Source organism: Burkholderia sp. BC1, assembly GCF_052683555.1.
The window spans coordinates 1-14,392 of the sequence record NZ_JBQYLP010000101.1; the positions used below are offsets into that span (position 1 = coordinate 1).

At 46.9% G+C, this 14,392-nt stretch carries 20 protein-coding genes; 12 read left to right on the forward strand and 8 right to left on the reverse strand.

Going from position 1 to position 14,392, the window contains the following annotated elements; all coding sequences use genetic code 11:
* Positions 1-331: 331 nt before the first annotated feature.
* Together ACSHSS_RS28065 and ACSHSS_RS28070 are read right to left on the reverse strand one after the other, a co-directional pair.
* Positions 332-877, reverse strand: a complete 546-nt coding sequence (locus ACSHSS_RS28065; RefSeq protein WP_176061578.1) for an HNH endonuclease — start codon at positions 875-877, stop codon at positions 332-334.
* Between the two features lie 117 nt (positions 878-994).
* Entirely contained in the window at positions 995-1,351 is a 357-nt protein-coding gene (locus ACSHSS_RS28070) for a hypothetical protein (protein ID WP_445545791.1), read from the reverse strand.
* Between the two features lie 1,503 nt (positions 1,352-2,854).
* Here ACSHSS_RS28070 and ACSHSS_RS28075 point away from each other — a divergent pair.
* Together ACSHSS_RS28075 and ACSHSS_RS28080 are read left to right on the forward strand one after the other, a co-directional pair.
* A complete protein-coding gene (locus ACSHSS_RS28075) occupies positions 2,855-3,232 on the forward strand; it encodes a hypothetical protein (protein WP_445545792.1) in 378 nt (125 codons plus the stop codon).
* Complete coding sequence (locus tag ACSHSS_RS28080; RefSeq protein ID WP_445545793.1) at positions 3,193-3,594, forward strand: hypothetical protein; 402 nt, start codon at positions 3,193-3,195, stop codon at positions 3,592-3,594. Before ACSHSS_RS28075 ends, ACSHSS_RS28080 begins: the two co-directional genes overlap by 40 nt.
* 143 nt (positions 3,595-3,737) lie before the next feature.
* Here the strand turns inward: ACSHSS_RS28080 and ACSHSS_RS28085 are convergent, their stop codons facing one another.
* Together ACSHSS_RS28085 and ACSHSS_RS28090 are read right to left on the reverse strand one after the other, a co-directional pair.
* Positions 3,738-4,085: a hypothetical protein gene (locus ACSHSS_RS28085; RefSeq protein WP_146123436.1), complete on the reverse strand. Its 348-nt coding sequence runs from the start codon at positions 4,083-4,085 to the stop codon at positions 3,738-3,740.
* A complete protein-coding gene (locus ACSHSS_RS28090; protein WP_077056766.1) occupies positions 4,072-4,500 on the reverse strand; it encodes a hypothetical protein in 429 nt (142 codons plus the stop codon). Before ACSHSS_RS28090 ends, ACSHSS_RS28085 begins: the two co-directional genes overlap by 14 nt.
* Before the next feature lie 38 nt (positions 4,501-4,538).
* Here ACSHSS_RS28090 and ACSHSS_RS28095 point away from each other — a divergent pair, with 38 nt between their 5' ends.
* From ACSHSS_RS28095 to ACSHSS_RS28125, 7 genes are all read left to right on the forward strand, one after another.
* The gene (locus tag ACSHSS_RS28095; protein ID WP_445545794.1) at positions 4,539-4,964 is read left to right on the forward strand and encodes a hypothetical protein; all 426 of its coding nucleotides are present in this window, start codon (positions 4,539-4,541) and stop codon (positions 4,962-4,964) included.
* 250 nt (positions 4,965-5,214) lie between these two features.
* Positions 5,215-5,448, forward strand: coding sequence for a hypothetical protein (locus ACSHSS_RS28100; RefSeq protein WP_143261263.1), 234 nt, complete (start codon positions 5,215-5,217; stop codon positions 5,446-5,448).
* A 63-nt stretch (positions 5,449-5,511) separates the two neighbouring features.
* Positions 5,512-5,940 carry an antirestriction protein gene (locus tag ACSHSS_RS28105; protein ID WP_077056767.1) on the forward strand — a complete coding sequence of 143 codons (429 nt, stop codon included), beginning with the start codon at positions 5,512-5,514 and terminating at the stop codon, positions 5,938-5,940.
* Between the two features lie 79 nt (positions 5,941-6,019).
* A complete protein-coding gene (locus tag ACSHSS_RS28110; protein ID WP_077056768.1) occupies positions 6,020-6,322 on the forward strand; it encodes a hypothetical protein in 303 nt (100 codons plus the stop codon).
* A gap of 156 nt (positions 6,323-6,478) precedes the next feature.
* Positions 6,479-6,841, forward strand: coding sequence for a hypothetical protein (locus tag ACSHSS_RS28115; RefSeq protein ID WP_146123434.1), 363 nt, complete (start codon positions 6,479-6,481; stop codon positions 6,839-6,841).
* A 24-nt stretch (positions 6,842-6,865) separates the two neighbouring features.
* A complete protein-coding gene (locus ACSHSS_RS28120) occupies positions 6,866-8,284 on the forward strand; it encodes an SPRY domain-containing protein (protein ID WP_445545795.1) in 1,419 nt (472 codons plus the stop codon).
* A gap of 11 nt (positions 8,285-8,295) precedes the next feature.
* Positions 8,296-11,037, forward strand: a complete 2,742-nt coding sequence (locus ACSHSS_RS28125; RefSeq protein ID WP_445545796.1) for a hypothetical protein — start codon at positions 8,296-8,298, stop codon at positions 11,035-11,037.
* Between the two features lie 51 nt (positions 11,038-11,088).
* Here ACSHSS_RS28125 and ACSHSS_RS28130 read toward each other — a convergent pair whose 3' ends face one another.
* The 3 genes from ACSHSS_RS28130 to ACSHSS_RS28140 all read right to left on the reverse strand — a co-directional run bounded on the left by ACSHSS_RS28130 (position 11,089) and on the right by ACSHSS_RS28140 (position 12,033).
* Positions 11,089-11,403, reverse strand: a complete 315-nt coding sequence (locus ACSHSS_RS28130; RefSeq protein WP_105797183.1) for an H-NS histone family protein — start codon at positions 11,401-11,403, stop codon at positions 11,089-11,091.
* 170 nt (positions 11,404-11,573) lie between these two features.
* Positions 11,574-11,771: a hypothetical protein gene (locus ACSHSS_RS28135; RefSeq protein ID WP_105797182.1), complete on the reverse strand. Its 198-nt coding sequence runs from the start codon at positions 11,769-11,771 to the stop codon at positions 11,574-11,576.
* Positions 11,772-11,802: 31 nt separating this feature from the next.
* Positions 11,803-12,033, reverse strand: a complete 231-nt coding sequence (locus tag ACSHSS_RS28140; RefSeq protein WP_445545797.1) for a hypothetical protein — start codon at positions 12,031-12,033, stop codon at positions 11,803-11,805.
* Positions 12,034-12,171: 138 nt separating this feature from the next.
* On the opposite strand from ACSHSS_RS28140, the gene ACSHSS_RS28145 reads away from it, so the two are divergent.
* Complete coding sequence (locus ACSHSS_RS28145) at positions 12,172-12,738, forward strand: NUMOD3 domain-containing DNA-binding protein (protein WP_445545798.1); 567 nt, start codon at positions 12,172-12,174, stop codon at positions 12,736-12,738.
* 67 nt (positions 12,739-12,805) lie between these two features.
* Positions 12,806-13,267: a hypothetical protein gene (locus ACSHSS_RS28150; protein ID WP_445545799.1), complete on the forward strand. Its 462-nt coding sequence runs from the start codon at positions 12,806-12,808 to the stop codon at positions 13,265-13,267.
* Here the strand turns inward: ACSHSS_RS28150 and ACSHSS_RS28155 are convergent.
* Positions 13,221-13,748 (reverse strand): hypothetical protein, encoded by a 528-nt coding sequence (locus ACSHSS_RS28155; protein ID WP_445545800.1) that lies wholly within the window; start codon positions 13,746-13,748, stop codon positions 13,221-13,223. The genes ACSHSS_RS28150 and ACSHSS_RS28155 overlap by 47 nt on opposite strands.
* Positions 13,749-13,957: 209 nt before the next feature.
* Here ACSHSS_RS28155 and ACSHSS_RS28160 point away from each other — a divergent pair, with 209 nt between their 5' ends.
* Entirely contained in the window at positions 13,958-14,389 is a 432-nt protein-coding gene (locus tag ACSHSS_RS28160; RefSeq protein ID WP_445545801.1) for a hypothetical protein, read from the forward strand.
* Positions 14,390-14,392 lie beyond the last annotated feature (3 nt).

Consider the following 14,392-nt stretch of genomic DNA (forward strand, 5'->3'; position numbering starts at 1 on the left):
TACGGCTCAATAGCCTACTTCAGGGAGGACCACTTTTCAGGGGGCAGACCATACCCCGGATATCCTTGTGTAGACAGATTTTGATTAGCTTGGTTATAAACCGCACTAAGGTTTACGCTCTGTCCTGACAACATTGCTTGGTTATATGCTCTCAAGTAACCGGAGCCACTACTAGAGATGCTATGGCTATGTCCTGGGTCTGAAATACCGTGTCTATTAGTCACTCTGAACGCCTCTAACTCTTGCGCGAAAATCCATTCGTCGATTTCAGTAAGGTTGAGATTGGGGTCGGTGACTGTAAAAAAGTGGATAATATTCATTGTCGTTCTTCTTATTGTTTGTACATGCATTCGTTGCTGATGCTAATGCCTAGCTCTGCACGTTTCTCGATAACGGCAGTCACGGCATCTTGCAGCTTTTCAAAGTAACCAAGGTTGTGAGTTACTTTCTGGTATGTAATTGCTGCAAAAAACTTCTTATTAATCTTATGATAAGTTACGTTGCGTACTCCAGTCGAATTGTCTTTTCTGAGCTTGGAGTTATGGTTATTGCCAGAGTATCCAACATCGCGTAAGTTCTCCCAGCGGTTGTCTAGGCCGTTATGGTTAATGTGATCTACGATGTTTGCAGGCCATTTGCCGCTCATGAACAGGAAAGCAAGGCGGTGTGCGTAGACGGTGCCGTAGCCTGGGATATGGATGCCGTAGTAACCACGCGACATCTTTGTACCAATAATGTCGCCCGGTTTTCTGTATGAAGTGGTCTTTTTTACCTTCGTGAACTGACCTGTTTCTGGGTCATACGAAACAAATTGCTGCGCTACTTCGAGGGTAAGGAATGCTTCGGCGGCTCTGTATCCGCTCTTTTTGTTAGTCATGTTAGTTGTCCGTTGACAGCCTCTTTGGACTGTTTCTATTAACAGCAAGCGCTAATTCGTTTGCTTGTCAATATTTATCCAACATGCCGTACTGAACGCCTAAAAGCATCAAAAACGTCAATTCTTGATTAATTGCTTCAACCTGAGCTTCTTCGAAAACGTACAGTTCAGGCAGTACGGATTCTTCCGCTCGGCAGCGATAGTCTGCGTTTCGAACTGGTTAGCGGATATTCGGTCTGGAAACACGGCTACGATATACTTCTCCCAACCGTTCGGTTTCCCTTGGTCTATGTGGTAATAGCCCTGTTGTCGGTAGACGTCCCAAAGTAGGGAACCAGAGCCGTAATACAGGTCTTTCTCTGGCTTGTTGTAGCTAGATCGGACGCCGATGTAGTACAGGCCGGTTTCCGCGTGGTGAAGTAAGTAGACGTAGTGGAAGGGCTTCTTGGGCGCCCATTTTTGCGCTGTGTCCATGTTTCGAACCTTTTCCTATATTTAGGTCTCTCGGAAAATTGATTTTGGCTTGCCGCATAAATTAGAATGGTGGAACAAATCAATAATAAAAATAACAAATGCAGCAACCAACAAAGAAAGACAAGGCACGCTTTTACGTGCAGAGATCGCAGTCAAAGTATCGAAAAGATAAAAACGGGAACCCAATCGGCTGGACGCTCACATTTGAGCAGTGGTGGGAAATCTGGCAGGAAAGCGGCCATTACCACGAGCGCGGTTGTTATCGCGGTCAGTATGTTATGGCTCGGTTCGATGATGTAGGCCCATATTCCCCCGAAAATGTCAAAATTTGCACCTGCTCAGAAAACGTAGGCGAGGGTAATACATGGGCAAAACGCAGAAGAAAGCGCACAAAACACTGACGGTTCGAAACAGCGCTTTTGGCAGGTTCTGGCAAGAAAACCTGAATTTTGACTTATTTGTGCAGCAGATTTACAATGTTTGCTAAATAGAAGTACAAGAAGAATTAGCGTGCGGGTTAGTTCTTATCACAGATTACAACGATTTGACAAATACTATTTGGCAAATTAACACAGGCTCTAACAGTACTCTCCGCACAGATGCTGTTAGGGCCTTTCCTATTACTCCCTAGAAATACAAATTCCAGCTAACAAGCAAATACATAGCAATGACGCAAGTGAACTAAGGTTCCCCGGTAGTTGCTAGGTAGGCCGACGATGTGAATGAAGGGCTTTCCTGACAGAGTAACATCACTGACGAAAGTCAAAACGTGTGCTAGACAGTCTAAGTGGTCTAGATAAAACGCACAGGACGATATTATCCCGGAACATAAGTTCTGCAGGTAGTGAAAAGCTTAGACGGTACAGATGGGTTGATCTTCCCAGATAACGTTAGAAGAGGGGTGTCCAGGGGCCAGTTGTTTTTTACGAAGAACAACAAATTAATCTCAATTTCCGAATCGCCGGGAAGAGGGATTTAGGATAACTTTGTTCTAATTTTCTGGAAGCTTTGCAAATATACTTGCTAACAAATATACGTCACCTGAACTGCTTAACTACTGCCGTAGTTGGCGCAGTTCGGTGGTCCCGCCGTAAAACTTCGCCTGACAAGCAGGCGCGTTTTACTTGGGACGACGTGTTTAATTACTTTGTTCTGGGGTTCCAGAAACAAAGCGATAGCTCGGTGGCTTGAGTGAAATCGCGTGTGCTTGCCACCGCGTATTTCACGAAATGCCCTGCACAGCAAGTGAGCTGAAGGCGAATGCGCTGTTGCAGACTTACTTGCTACAAGTGCTCTGCAATAACAAACAAGTGCGCCCGAAAATTTCCCCGTGAAATCCAGAACAAGAAGTACAAGGAAGCAAGTCCAGAAAGTTCAGAATAAGAAGCTGAATTGATGGGAGTAGTCTGACCTCAGACGCCGCTACATGGCTAAGAAAAATTTTGACGTGCTCATGTTGCGCATGTCACACTAATAAAATAAACAAATAAGAAGGGAAAACCCATGAAGTCACAACTAGATAGAAATTTCACAGCGATCAAAGTCAAGGGCCGCAAATCTAAAAGCAAAAGCCAGAAGCCGGTGCCAGTGACATACAAGAAGCCCAAACGCATCTGGTCTGATGCAGAGGGGCGATATGTGGACATGACTGAAAATGACCTCGCGAAATACAAACAAGCGCTAAAAGTAAAAGCATCAACACGCGGAGAAGGTGCAAAGATCAAGTGGCAAAGCGACACCCATGCCAAGTTTTCGAATGATGCGGCAGCTAAAGCAGTTGCAGAACACTTCGAATCGGGCAAGGCGCTAAATCAACAAGATAACGGCAAGAAGAAAAGCTTGTGGGACCAAATGCACCAAAAGAAGGGCAGCGCGAAATGACAACAGAAAAGCAAGCGCCCAAAGAGCTAGAGTATTACCATGCGGCAGCAAAGGCCGCAGAACAAGCGAAGGAACTCGGTTTTCCAGAACTTAAAGGTAGCAAAGAGCAAATCCAATACGCCGAGCAAATCCGACTTCGCTGGATTGTTCAGGAGCTAATACAGTCGGTAAAGATGCAGGACTCGTTAGGAGATTTGTATGCAAGGGGTCTCTTTTACTACTTGCAAGAACAGACAAAGTGCTCGTTCTGGATTGAAGCAAACCAGAAGCACAGAACGCTAGGCAACTTTTTCAGCTTTATGATGGGCGATTTAGTGTTTCTTACGGAAGTGCAGAACTACGGCAGTATAAATATAGACTGAAAGCAGCCATGTTTTCGATACTCCGTTGTTAGCTCCGTAGGTTAGTCATGTTCCTACGGAGCCACTTGAGTAAAGTTGTGCATTAAATCCTCCTAAGATGCAAAGAAGCCCGAGACTAAACGCTTGGGCTTTTTTGTGGCTGCTTATTTCGCCTTGGTCGTATAGAGAGACAAAGCATTACCCAGATACGTAATGCTGGCTTGCTGAGACAGAATATAACGGCGCATCTCCTGAATATTAGAGATCATAGCTTGCATGTTTGAACGATCAAGCACATAGAACTGAGCATTAGGGTCGGTCTTGAACTGCTGTTCGAATGTAGCCAGAGATGAAGACGTGACAAGATCAAACTTGACGTTCTGCAAGTTGGTAGGCGCGATAACAGGAATAGAAACAGGCGGTGGTGTAACTACATTGCTTGTCACAACTGGTGCTGTAGTGCAGGCCGACAACACGACAGCCAATACCAAAAGAAGCTTAGTTAGACGCATCAGAAGCTCCTATAGGGGCACGGCTGGCGTTGTTCACGTCTGAGAACAGGCTATTCACTTCCGTACTGATCTGGCTTGCTGCCTGCGTTGGATTGGACTTGACTGTTGACTGATACGCCTTGCTGTTGAAAGTGGTTGTCACTCTGTTTGCGTTAGCTTGGATAGTAGCAATCTGCTTGTTGAATCCATCAGTCAAAAGCTTTAATCCTGCCAAGTCCTTTTGCGTCAGTTCTATGGCTTGCTGATCCTGATTAATGGCTACCTGCTGCATAGCGACTTGCTTAGTCAGGTTGGCAATCTGTGAATTCTCATGGTCGATATATAACTTGAGGCCGATTGCACCTGCGACAAGAATAGCTGCGCCAATTAGGTACAGGTAAATTTTGGTGCCTGTAAAGATTGAAAGTATATTCATGGTTAGTCCTAGTGAATAACCATATTTAGAGAGGAACGATGGAAAGAGAGAAGCGAGAGCACGCTACAGCCGAATGTCCACATTGCGGCTTTGTGGGCGGAAAAGGGCATATGCAGCGCTACCACATGGATAACTGCAAGCACAAAGATGCAGAAGTAAAGCCGGAACCAAGAGAACGCAAGCCAAAGAAGAAAGGTGGTGCTGGTAGACCACGCCTTGAAGGTGTTGCAGCAGAGAAGTTCAAAGCACGAATTCTAAAAGAGCATGCCTATAAGTACCTGCAAGAGATTGGTGAATACATTGCAGACAGAGGAATTGACGCAATCTGGGATTTGAAGTTTGGAAAACCGGGTGCGCACTACGTGCTCATTGATGTTAGACGTGCAGGCTTTGCTAGCCAGCTAGAACGCTACGTTGATAGTTTGGTAAATAAGGAAAAGGAGACTGCTCAAAAGGTAGAGTAAAGATGGTTCCAGTACGCATTCCCGGTGAAGACTTTCTGCGCCTTCGTGTTGACATAGCAAGATGGCATGCGGACCGATCACTTGATGCTAACTGGAACAGCTACCCAGAGTCACCGATCGTCTATATGTACTTTGAAGATGAAGACATAGCCTACGAATTTATGACGCATTTCGAAGATGCTTAACACTATCCAGAATCACTTGGCGACGTTCTGTAAATAGATGGATAACCCACGTTTGGAACGATGCCATGCAGGACCAAGATTTAGACCAAGTAAAAACAGACCTACAAGCACACCTAGTTGAGTGTGCTTCAAACTACCAAGAGCTGAAGTCAGAGACTCAAGCCCAGAACTCGAAAATTGATTACCTAGCCAAAACAGTAGAAAAGCTTGCCGACGTTATCGTTGGATCAGCGGCAGGATTAGTTGCTGTATTGCTTGCAGGTATAGGCTTTTTACTTGAGCACTTCGTATTCAAGTGATCGACTTTGATTTCTGGTTTTTACGAAACTATCCTCATGGCCCCATACGACTAGGGATAGTGAATGAAAAAGGAAATAACAGCTACGCCAGTTCCTGAACATGAACGGATGAAATTCATGCCGTTCCTGTACACCACGTACTGTTTCATACTGGCCGAGCAGACCATGTTCAGAACTGCGCGCAAGATCAGCAAAGACTACCAAGGAGGCCACTGGCAGTTTGTGAAGTTGAGCAACGGCAGCGGCTATGCATACCCTGAGGGACCGACGAAGTTCAACGTAAGAGTCTCTGGTAATGATTTTGAGGGGATGCTGAGTCGAGAGGCATTCGGGATCGTCTGCACACTTTTCGCACTGAGCAATGCTTGCGCATATGCGTTCATGAAAGAGAAGACCGCAGCCAATGAAAGCCTAGCCGAGCGCTACCATCAACTGCTTGATTTTGTTCAAACACTGCCAGAAGCAAAGTTGATCTTCAAAGCGATTGACTAATGAACATGGTAAATAAGTCTTGTAAACGTATTGCGATGAATTAATACTCAACGCATACAAATTAACAAGGGGAAGCAAAATGCAATCTACGAAGGACAAGTTAATCGTAAGCGGTCTGTTTATTAGTATTATCCTTGGGCTGATACCCGTAGGCGTCAACATTGCGCATAACTTCGATAACTTTGCGCTTTCGTTGCTTGTAATTTGCTTCTTTATACCACTCATTGCCGGTGGTCTTGTTTTGATGTTTGTGTTCGACTTCATAGGGAAGCTGCTCAAGCTAATCGCGCTCCTAGCAGCTTTGGGACTGATTGAAGGCTTGCCGTGGATTGCGATAGGCTTCTGCATTGCGCTGGGCTTTGCGCTGTTCCATATGATCTGATTTTCCCCTGTAGTAAAGAGTTGTAGCATTGGCCCCGACTAACCATCGGGGCTTTTTTTCGTCCCTAAACAAAGGGTATAAAGCTTTCACCTTGCGCATAAATACAAAAACAACAAATCAATCCCGAATTGCAGGGATCCAAGCAGGGGAAAGCAAATGGCATACGACTTCTATGCAGGTTCGTCATTCAATTTCGTAGGGACTTTACAGCTTAGTGGTGATGTAGTTGGCGGAACATCAGGTGTTAATAAGAATCAACCTGATTTTAGCCAATGGGCGATCACAGCGGCAATGTATGATCCAAGCGGAGAAATTAACTACGGCGCAATTGCAGTAGCAAACTTATCAGGCAGTGATCCAACCACAAACGGTTTATACAACCTGTCAGCAACAGGAGCACAAACAAGCACATGGCCTATCGGTAAAGCGCAGTTAGCCTTGAAAGTAATTGCTGCTGACGGGTCAATCATGTTTGCTGATCCAATCTGGTTTCGTATCAAAGCGTCGCCTTTGAACTAAAAATTAAAATAACAAGGAAACGCTATGAGCAGCGATGGAACAACAAGATTAATTTTCACAATGCAAAGCGACCAGTCAACATTGGTTGCAAACTTCGGCCCATTTCTACCACTACCGATTAGCGGGACATTGCAGAACGTCCTGAACTTGGTTAATAACGCTGAAAGCTCCGTAACAAACGCGATCAACTCTGCAAGCGCAGCGAATATTTCAGCAACGAATGCGGCAGCTTCAGCGACAGCAGCAAACACTAGCGCAAACGACGCGGCAGCTTCAGCAACAGCAGCAAGCACGTCAGCAACGACATCGGGCAATTACTCAACACTTTCCCAAGATTGGGCTTCCCAAGCAACAGGCACAGTCAACGGCACAACATCATATTCATCCTATTACTACTCTGAGCAATCACAATATTGGGCTGGTGTATCTCAAGCAGTTGTCGCTATTACTGCTACATGGGATATTGCTAAGAAGAATTCGGTTATTACGCTAAGTAACGGGAATTTAACCGCGGCATTTGCTGGTGGTCAAGCGGTTGCGCTTGGTAATGTGGGATATACCAGTGGCAAATACTATTTTGAAGTGACGTATGCAGCAGGTAGCGTCAGCAACAATTGTAGTATCGGTATTGCACCTACAAATGTGCCTTTAGATAGTCAAGTTGGTTATAACGATGGCACCGGCGCAGTTGGCGCATTCCAAGGCAGCGGTAATATCTATGTCAATGGATCAAACAAGGGCGGCACAACACCATTTACAACGGTTGGAAATATCGTCGGTGTTGCTGTTGATTTGGACGATGGACTTATTTGGTATCGCCTGAATAATGGTTGGTGGAATGCATCCAGTTCTGCTGATCCGGTTGCTAAAGTAGGTGGTATCTCTTTTACTACTGGTAGCGCAATGTTTCCTGCGATTTGTTCTGACACGCAGATTACATTCACTGGCAACTTTTCCGGTAACTTCGTTGCAACCATGCCAACGGGCTATAAAGCATGGACGGTCGATGCATATCACTATGTGGTGCCTTATGCAACAGCAGCTACCCCTGGTATTGTTTCTGCCGGTCCCGGTTTGCTGGTTAACTCACAAGGCCAGTTGAGCGCAGACAGCTACTACGACTTGGCGCAGGTCAGTGGCTCGTCAACCATCAGTATCGACCTGACAACACCTGTTCCCGGCTATCACGTTGTGCTCAACGCAGCTACAGCCACATTCAGCTTTGCGAACTTCTCACTGCCGACAGGTAAAGCGCTGCGTCTGACGTTCTACTTCGAGCAAGGCACAGGCTCAAACACCATCACCAGTTGGGATTCACGCATTCATTGGGTAGGCGGTTCTCCACCGGTTTTAGGCTACACAATCGGCAACCGCAACGTGGTTGAATTCGAAAGCATTGACGGTACTACATTCGCTGGCTACTACGTCGGTCAAATTAATTAAAAGGTAGAAAAATGAGACCAGGACTATTAGCAGCTAATCACGCACTAGCTCAGAACGCTATCAGCATTATTAACGGGCTTGACGGTTTTCTAGCACGTCATACCGGCGATGTTGACGATAGCGGTAATAACGTTTCCAACAAGTACATCATCAATAACGAAGGTGTACTTGCAAACAACCTGCACTTTGAAGGTGGTCCGCAAGACTATACACCAACACAGTGCGCAACAACCGAGGGGCAATCACTTTTGATCCTTGGTTATTACTATGCATGGAAGGGCACAGGTAATCCCGTTTATTTGCAGAAAGCCGAATACTATTTCCAAGCCTATGTGAATTACTTTTATGGTGGTCAGCCAGTCCCATCAACACCGCAAGTTTATCGTTCAAACTGGATGCTGAACGGCAAAAACCCATTTGAGGTGTACGGCCCGCCTAATCCACTTGATGACCAAAGCCCCGGCTTTTACGCTCAACCAGTTCTGTTTAACAACGGCGTTGGTGTGATTCCAGCAGGAAGCCCAACATACGGCGATCAGCTTGTGCGCGTATATCAGGTCTTCACAGGCAAGAATGCGTATGACTCCGTGCGTGCCGGTCCAGCACACGGCGGTACAAGCTTGCCGTTCTCGTACTACATGGCAACAAACGGCGCTTGGGACTCAAACAGCGATGCAGTGACGCCAGCACCATCACCAACACCAGCAGTGGGTACGGTTGTGCTGCAAGACACCACATTCAACGGCACAGCGAACGTGAGCTACGTCGTTCACTCAGGCGTTATGGTTCCGCGCAATACCCCGTTCGATGTGTGGCCTACATGGCGCACATTGACCCCAGACCAATTCGGTAACGCTATCGACGCGGAGCAATGGTTCGCAGAAGCGGCACTTCTGCTATACAACGCAACAGGCAACAGCTATTACAACCAAGTCTATCAGTCTGCGTTACAGACCTGCCTTGAAGCTTCTGTTGTGGATGACGTGACTTATTACTTCCGTCAAGAAGTGGGCGTTGATCCAATGGATTACGGTATCTCGTATTGGTGGAATTACACTCCAACAACGAGTGTAGCCAATGTCACGCGTGATGATAACGGCTACATCATGGCGACTAAGACGGCCGAATCTGGCACAAGTGCAGGTACGGTTGCATTGGAACAGATTGCGGTATTCAACCAAATTGCGCCAAACAGCTACATGCAGGTTAATTCTGCAATGACTAGCCCAACTGCTCGTTTGGATTTCTTGACCTACATTCAAACTGCGGTTGATGCATCAACTGGAACGCAATACCGCTATTCAGCGGCGCCGGGAGTTAACGGTGTGCCTGCGCCAATGAATATTAACTTCAATCAAATGCTCACGGTTAATCGTGCAGATGGCACGCCTAATGTGATGTTTGATGGTAATAACTTGGTTGCATACGGCAATGCGACAGCCCTAAGTCAGTATGCTACATTTAACGTCGGTGCAACAAGCTATGCCGATTACATCGGTATTGCATCAGTTCCAGACAACAACTCGGGTGTGGTTGCAGGTTTCTGGCATTTACCTTCTAATACCGCTCCTTTGGAATCTCTGACATACAAAACAATCTCAGGAACAATGTTCTTGAAGATCACGGATGCATTGGGCGTTAATTATTGGTATCAACTGCCGCAAGCTAATAACTGGACAACGCTTGCATTGGATTGGAGTATGTTCACATTAGTCCCATACCAAAGTGGAACACCTTCTCCAACACCAACCCCAAATACAGCAATGACACAGGTTGTCTTTGAGACACAAGATAGTGCTGCTGTGATTGCAATGTATTGTTGGGGTGATGTGCCAACTTATTACAATCCAAATTACGAATGGTCAACTCAGTGGTACATGCACGCAAACGACGTTAATGCATTTACATGGTTAGTGGGTGATGTGACTATTCAAAACTCAGGAACTGCGCCGTTGAAATATACTCCCGGTGTAGTACCGTTCTCTAACCAATACTCGCCTTCATTGCGACGTAACGAGTTTTGGCGCGGAACCCCATACTCAGGTTATCAATACCCTGTAAATTGGATTGATGCTAACTTGCCGAGTTATTACGCAAACGTTATTCAGTTCTGGTATGACGCACAGCAAGCGTATAACGCACAGATCGGTGTAATGGGGCCGTTTGCGCCAGTGTATGTGTGGCCGCGATACGACGACTTGGGCGAGGGTGCAGTCGGCACGTTTTCATGGGGTTCAGACCAACCGTATCCTTGGGCCGGTTATGAAGCTCGCGCGTTTTGGTCTGCATGCCACTTGTGGGCGGAGCTGGTGCGCAAAGGGCAAACCGTCGATCCTAAGCTTGTGACCGTGTGCCAGAACTATGCATCGTTCCTGCTCACGTTCCAGCAGAACAACGGCGGCCTGACCCCATCAAAATTCCCACGTAATGCGCCTCCGTATAACGACGGCTACAGCCCTATACCAACGGAGAACAATCCTGATAACGTGGGACACATGACAGCGCTGTTCCTTAGTGGCTGTGTGGAGATGCTAAACGCGGGCGATACGTCTGGGTATCCCAAGCAAGTGATGCGCGGATTGCTTGCGCAGCTTTACTCTACCTACGTGGTTGCGCAGGGTTCAGACGCGGACATGACTGGCTCGTTCTCAAGTTGGGCGAACGGACATTACTTCTACGGCTTTTGGGCCGGTGAGATATTCCGCGGACTTGGCCTGTACTTAGAGTGGTTAGCGGCAGGTAACACGCTATAAAAGAAAATGGGGAGCAAATGCTCCCCATAGTTTTGCTGCATTGCTGACAAGTTACTCAACAAGCCAGGTATGCCAAACGTCCTTGCCTACCTCTGCGAAGCTTGCGGGTGGCTTGCCGCGACCGTGATATTCCTCGCCAGTCTTGGGATTGCGGTACGTCTTTGCCTTGCTAGGATCGCTAGGACGACGCGTGCGGCGGGTCGGGAAAATGTCTTCGCTAGTGAAGCCAAACTTTTGAACCAACTCAGCGATTTGCGTAAGTGCTTCGCCAGCTTCGGCAGCGCGACGTTCCTCAATTGCTGCTTCAAGTTCTGCTTGAGCGGCCAGCAGTTCGTCCAGCGTGCGATTGTCCTTCTTAGTTGCCATGCTTTGCTTCTCCTTACATAAAGTTGAACAGTGCTACAGCCGCGATGGTAAGTAAATTTGGCTAAGTATGCACCAGTTTTCGTTAACTGGGCAACTAAGTTCAATAGCTAAAGTTAACTAGAAATGAGAAAAGGCCCCTTACGGAGCCTTTTCGTTGGAAGTTTATTAGCTTAGTGCAGCAGCTTCACTACAGCAGCCGTCGCACCTATGAGAGCAGTAGCAACGGTCACACCCCAAACAAAGGGCATCCACGTATGCTCCTTGCTCAGTTTGATGCGCTCGTCGGTGAGCTTGGCCGTCTCAGCGTTGAGCTTGCTAGTCTCGGCCATCATCTTCGCGAGTTCTGCCTCTACAAGCTTCAGGTCCATTTGGTCTCTCACTGTGTTAGCTCCTCGTATGTTATAGCACAGGCCGACCGTCGATGTACTCGATCGTCTCGCTGAGTTGCAGGGCGGGAACCTTGGCGATCTCGGTCTTGCCGAACCAGATGATGAACAGGCCGGGTTCTGCGGGGCTTCTCTGCACCTTCACTTTTTTCCCCGAACGATGCGTCCTACCCGCGTTCAGTCCGATGTACTTGCTGGTGACCTCTTTTTTCAATTTTGCAGGTCTAGGAAGTTCGTATGACATTTCTTAGTACTCCTTCGTTGTGGTATCGGGAGTATATTGAATTGGTGTGGTGAATCAACAACTGGTTGATTAAATTTTGACTATTTCTTGTTACCAGCTTACTGTCATAAATAGAAGCAAACATAACTATAAAAAATTATGACAACAACAATAACAGCAAGAGATAAGCAAGCGTATCGAGTCCACAAGGCCGGTGCAAAAAGAAGAGCAATTGACTTCAACCTAACTTTCGAAGAATGGTGGTCTTGGTGGCAAGAGACTGGCCATTATCCTGAACGTGGCGTAGGGAAAGGTAAGTACGTCATGGCGAGGTATGGAGACGTCGGCCCATACGAGTTAGGAAATATATTCTGCTGCACACAAGAGCAAAATGTAAGCATGGCGCAAACAGGGAAGCCTAAACCTTGCAGCGACGAAATGAAAGACCACCTAAGTAACATCAATAAGGGAAAAACCAAGTCAGCAGAGACACGTAGACGCATGAGCGAGGCTAAGAAGGGGCGCCCAAAGTCCAACCAGCATCGAGCAAAGCTCAGCGAGGCTAACAAAGGAAAAACCATCGCAAGTGAGGTCAAACAGCGCATTAGCAAAAGTTTAAAAGGCCGTCCTAAGTCACCTGAGCATAGCGCAAAGATCAAAGCTGCTGCACAAGCACGCGAGGAACGTAAGCGTCAGGCACGCATTGAAGCTGAAAAGAGCACTTGATTGGTTTGGTGGACTCGCTACCATCAGAACGTGGTAGGTACTACTGACCAATTACTAGGAGCTAAACATGGCAACAGCACGCAAGAGCACGAAGGCAACCGCAACCAAGGTCGAGTTTGCAGTTATCAACGTTGGTCACGCATTCATCAAGGGCAAGGGGCCGAACGACAAGCCCCGTAAAAACTCTATCTGGGGTGTCATGGCCGCAGGGGATGCGCATGTCAAATTCTTCGGTCGAGTTGGGGGTGCAATCAGATTCAAGCGGGCCGACTCGCTCGATGAAGCTATGAAGTTGTACGACCAAAAGCTGGCAGGCACAGATGCCAAGAAGTTGCCCCACGTCGATCTGTCCGCAGCAGCGCAAAAGGAATTGCTTGGTGCGGATTGGCCTGAGTCCTTGTATGCCAGATACAAAGATGCGTTGAAGAAAGGGGCTGTTGACGTGCGGAAAGGTGATGGAAAACAGGAGCCGAAGCCGGTAGTCACTGCTGAGGTTGCGGCATGGCCGTGGCCAAAGTCTCCTGCTTGAGCGCCCACTTAGCTTTTTTTGTTGCGCTAATTTTAGCCCTTGTCTCTGCGGACTTGGGCTTTCTTAATTTCGAGCGCATAGCCTCGCTCTGATTGCGTGCCTTATTTGCCGCCGCTATCTTCGCACTGTGTTCCTGCGACTTTGGGCCGCGCATCTTGGCTTTTGTCTCTGCTGACTTTGGCCCCTTCATTGCTGCGCTTATCTTCGCTTTCGCTTCCGCTGTGTGTTTCAATCCGATATGTCCAGAACGCCCGTTTTCTGCATTGGTGCAAATGTAAACATTCCCTAATGCATACGCTCCGACATCGCCAAATCTACCCATACAATACTTGTCTTTACCTACACCTCTCAAATGGTAGACGCCTGATTGCTGCCAAATATTCCACCACTGTTCGAAAGTTAGATGGAATTCGATGCCACGTTGTTTTGCCGAATATTTTTGCGAATTGAATTTGTCTTTGTCTTTTTGTGTTGGTGTCATTTTATTATTCTTATAATAAGAAAAGAAGCCCAGTTATGACGCTGGGCTCTTTTTCATTCAGGTGACGGTCGTGAATTAACTTCGCAAACACTATTCCGTTTGCTTAATCATACGATTACATAACCACACAGATTAGTCAAAATTCCTCGTAACTAAATAGAAGAAAACCTCGCCACTTCTACCAGTTGGCGAATGCACGAGGAAATCAAATGGCTAATATTAACGCCCCATCAAATGCCTTTGGTCCCGGTAATCAACCAACACCGGGTAATACGCGCGGCAAATCAAGCAAAACAAAAATCCTGAATGCTCTTAAAAAGAAAATGAACTGGTCAGAGGATGACCTGTATGAGCATATTGTCAGTGAGGCATTCGTTAATAACAACAAGGACATGATCGAGATTGTTATTAAGACTGCTGTACCGATTCCTAAAACAACACTGCAACCGGTTAGCTTTCAGTATGACCGTAACGCGGCATACCACGAAAAATGCGAAGTGATCCTAGAAGCAGTAGCAGCAGGACAAATTGCCCCTGATGTTGGTCAAGAGCTTATCTACACAATCAAGCACATTGCAAGCATCCACGAAGTAACTGGAGTTGCCCCTGTAACTCAGGACACGCGGACACCGTTAGGTTGATGA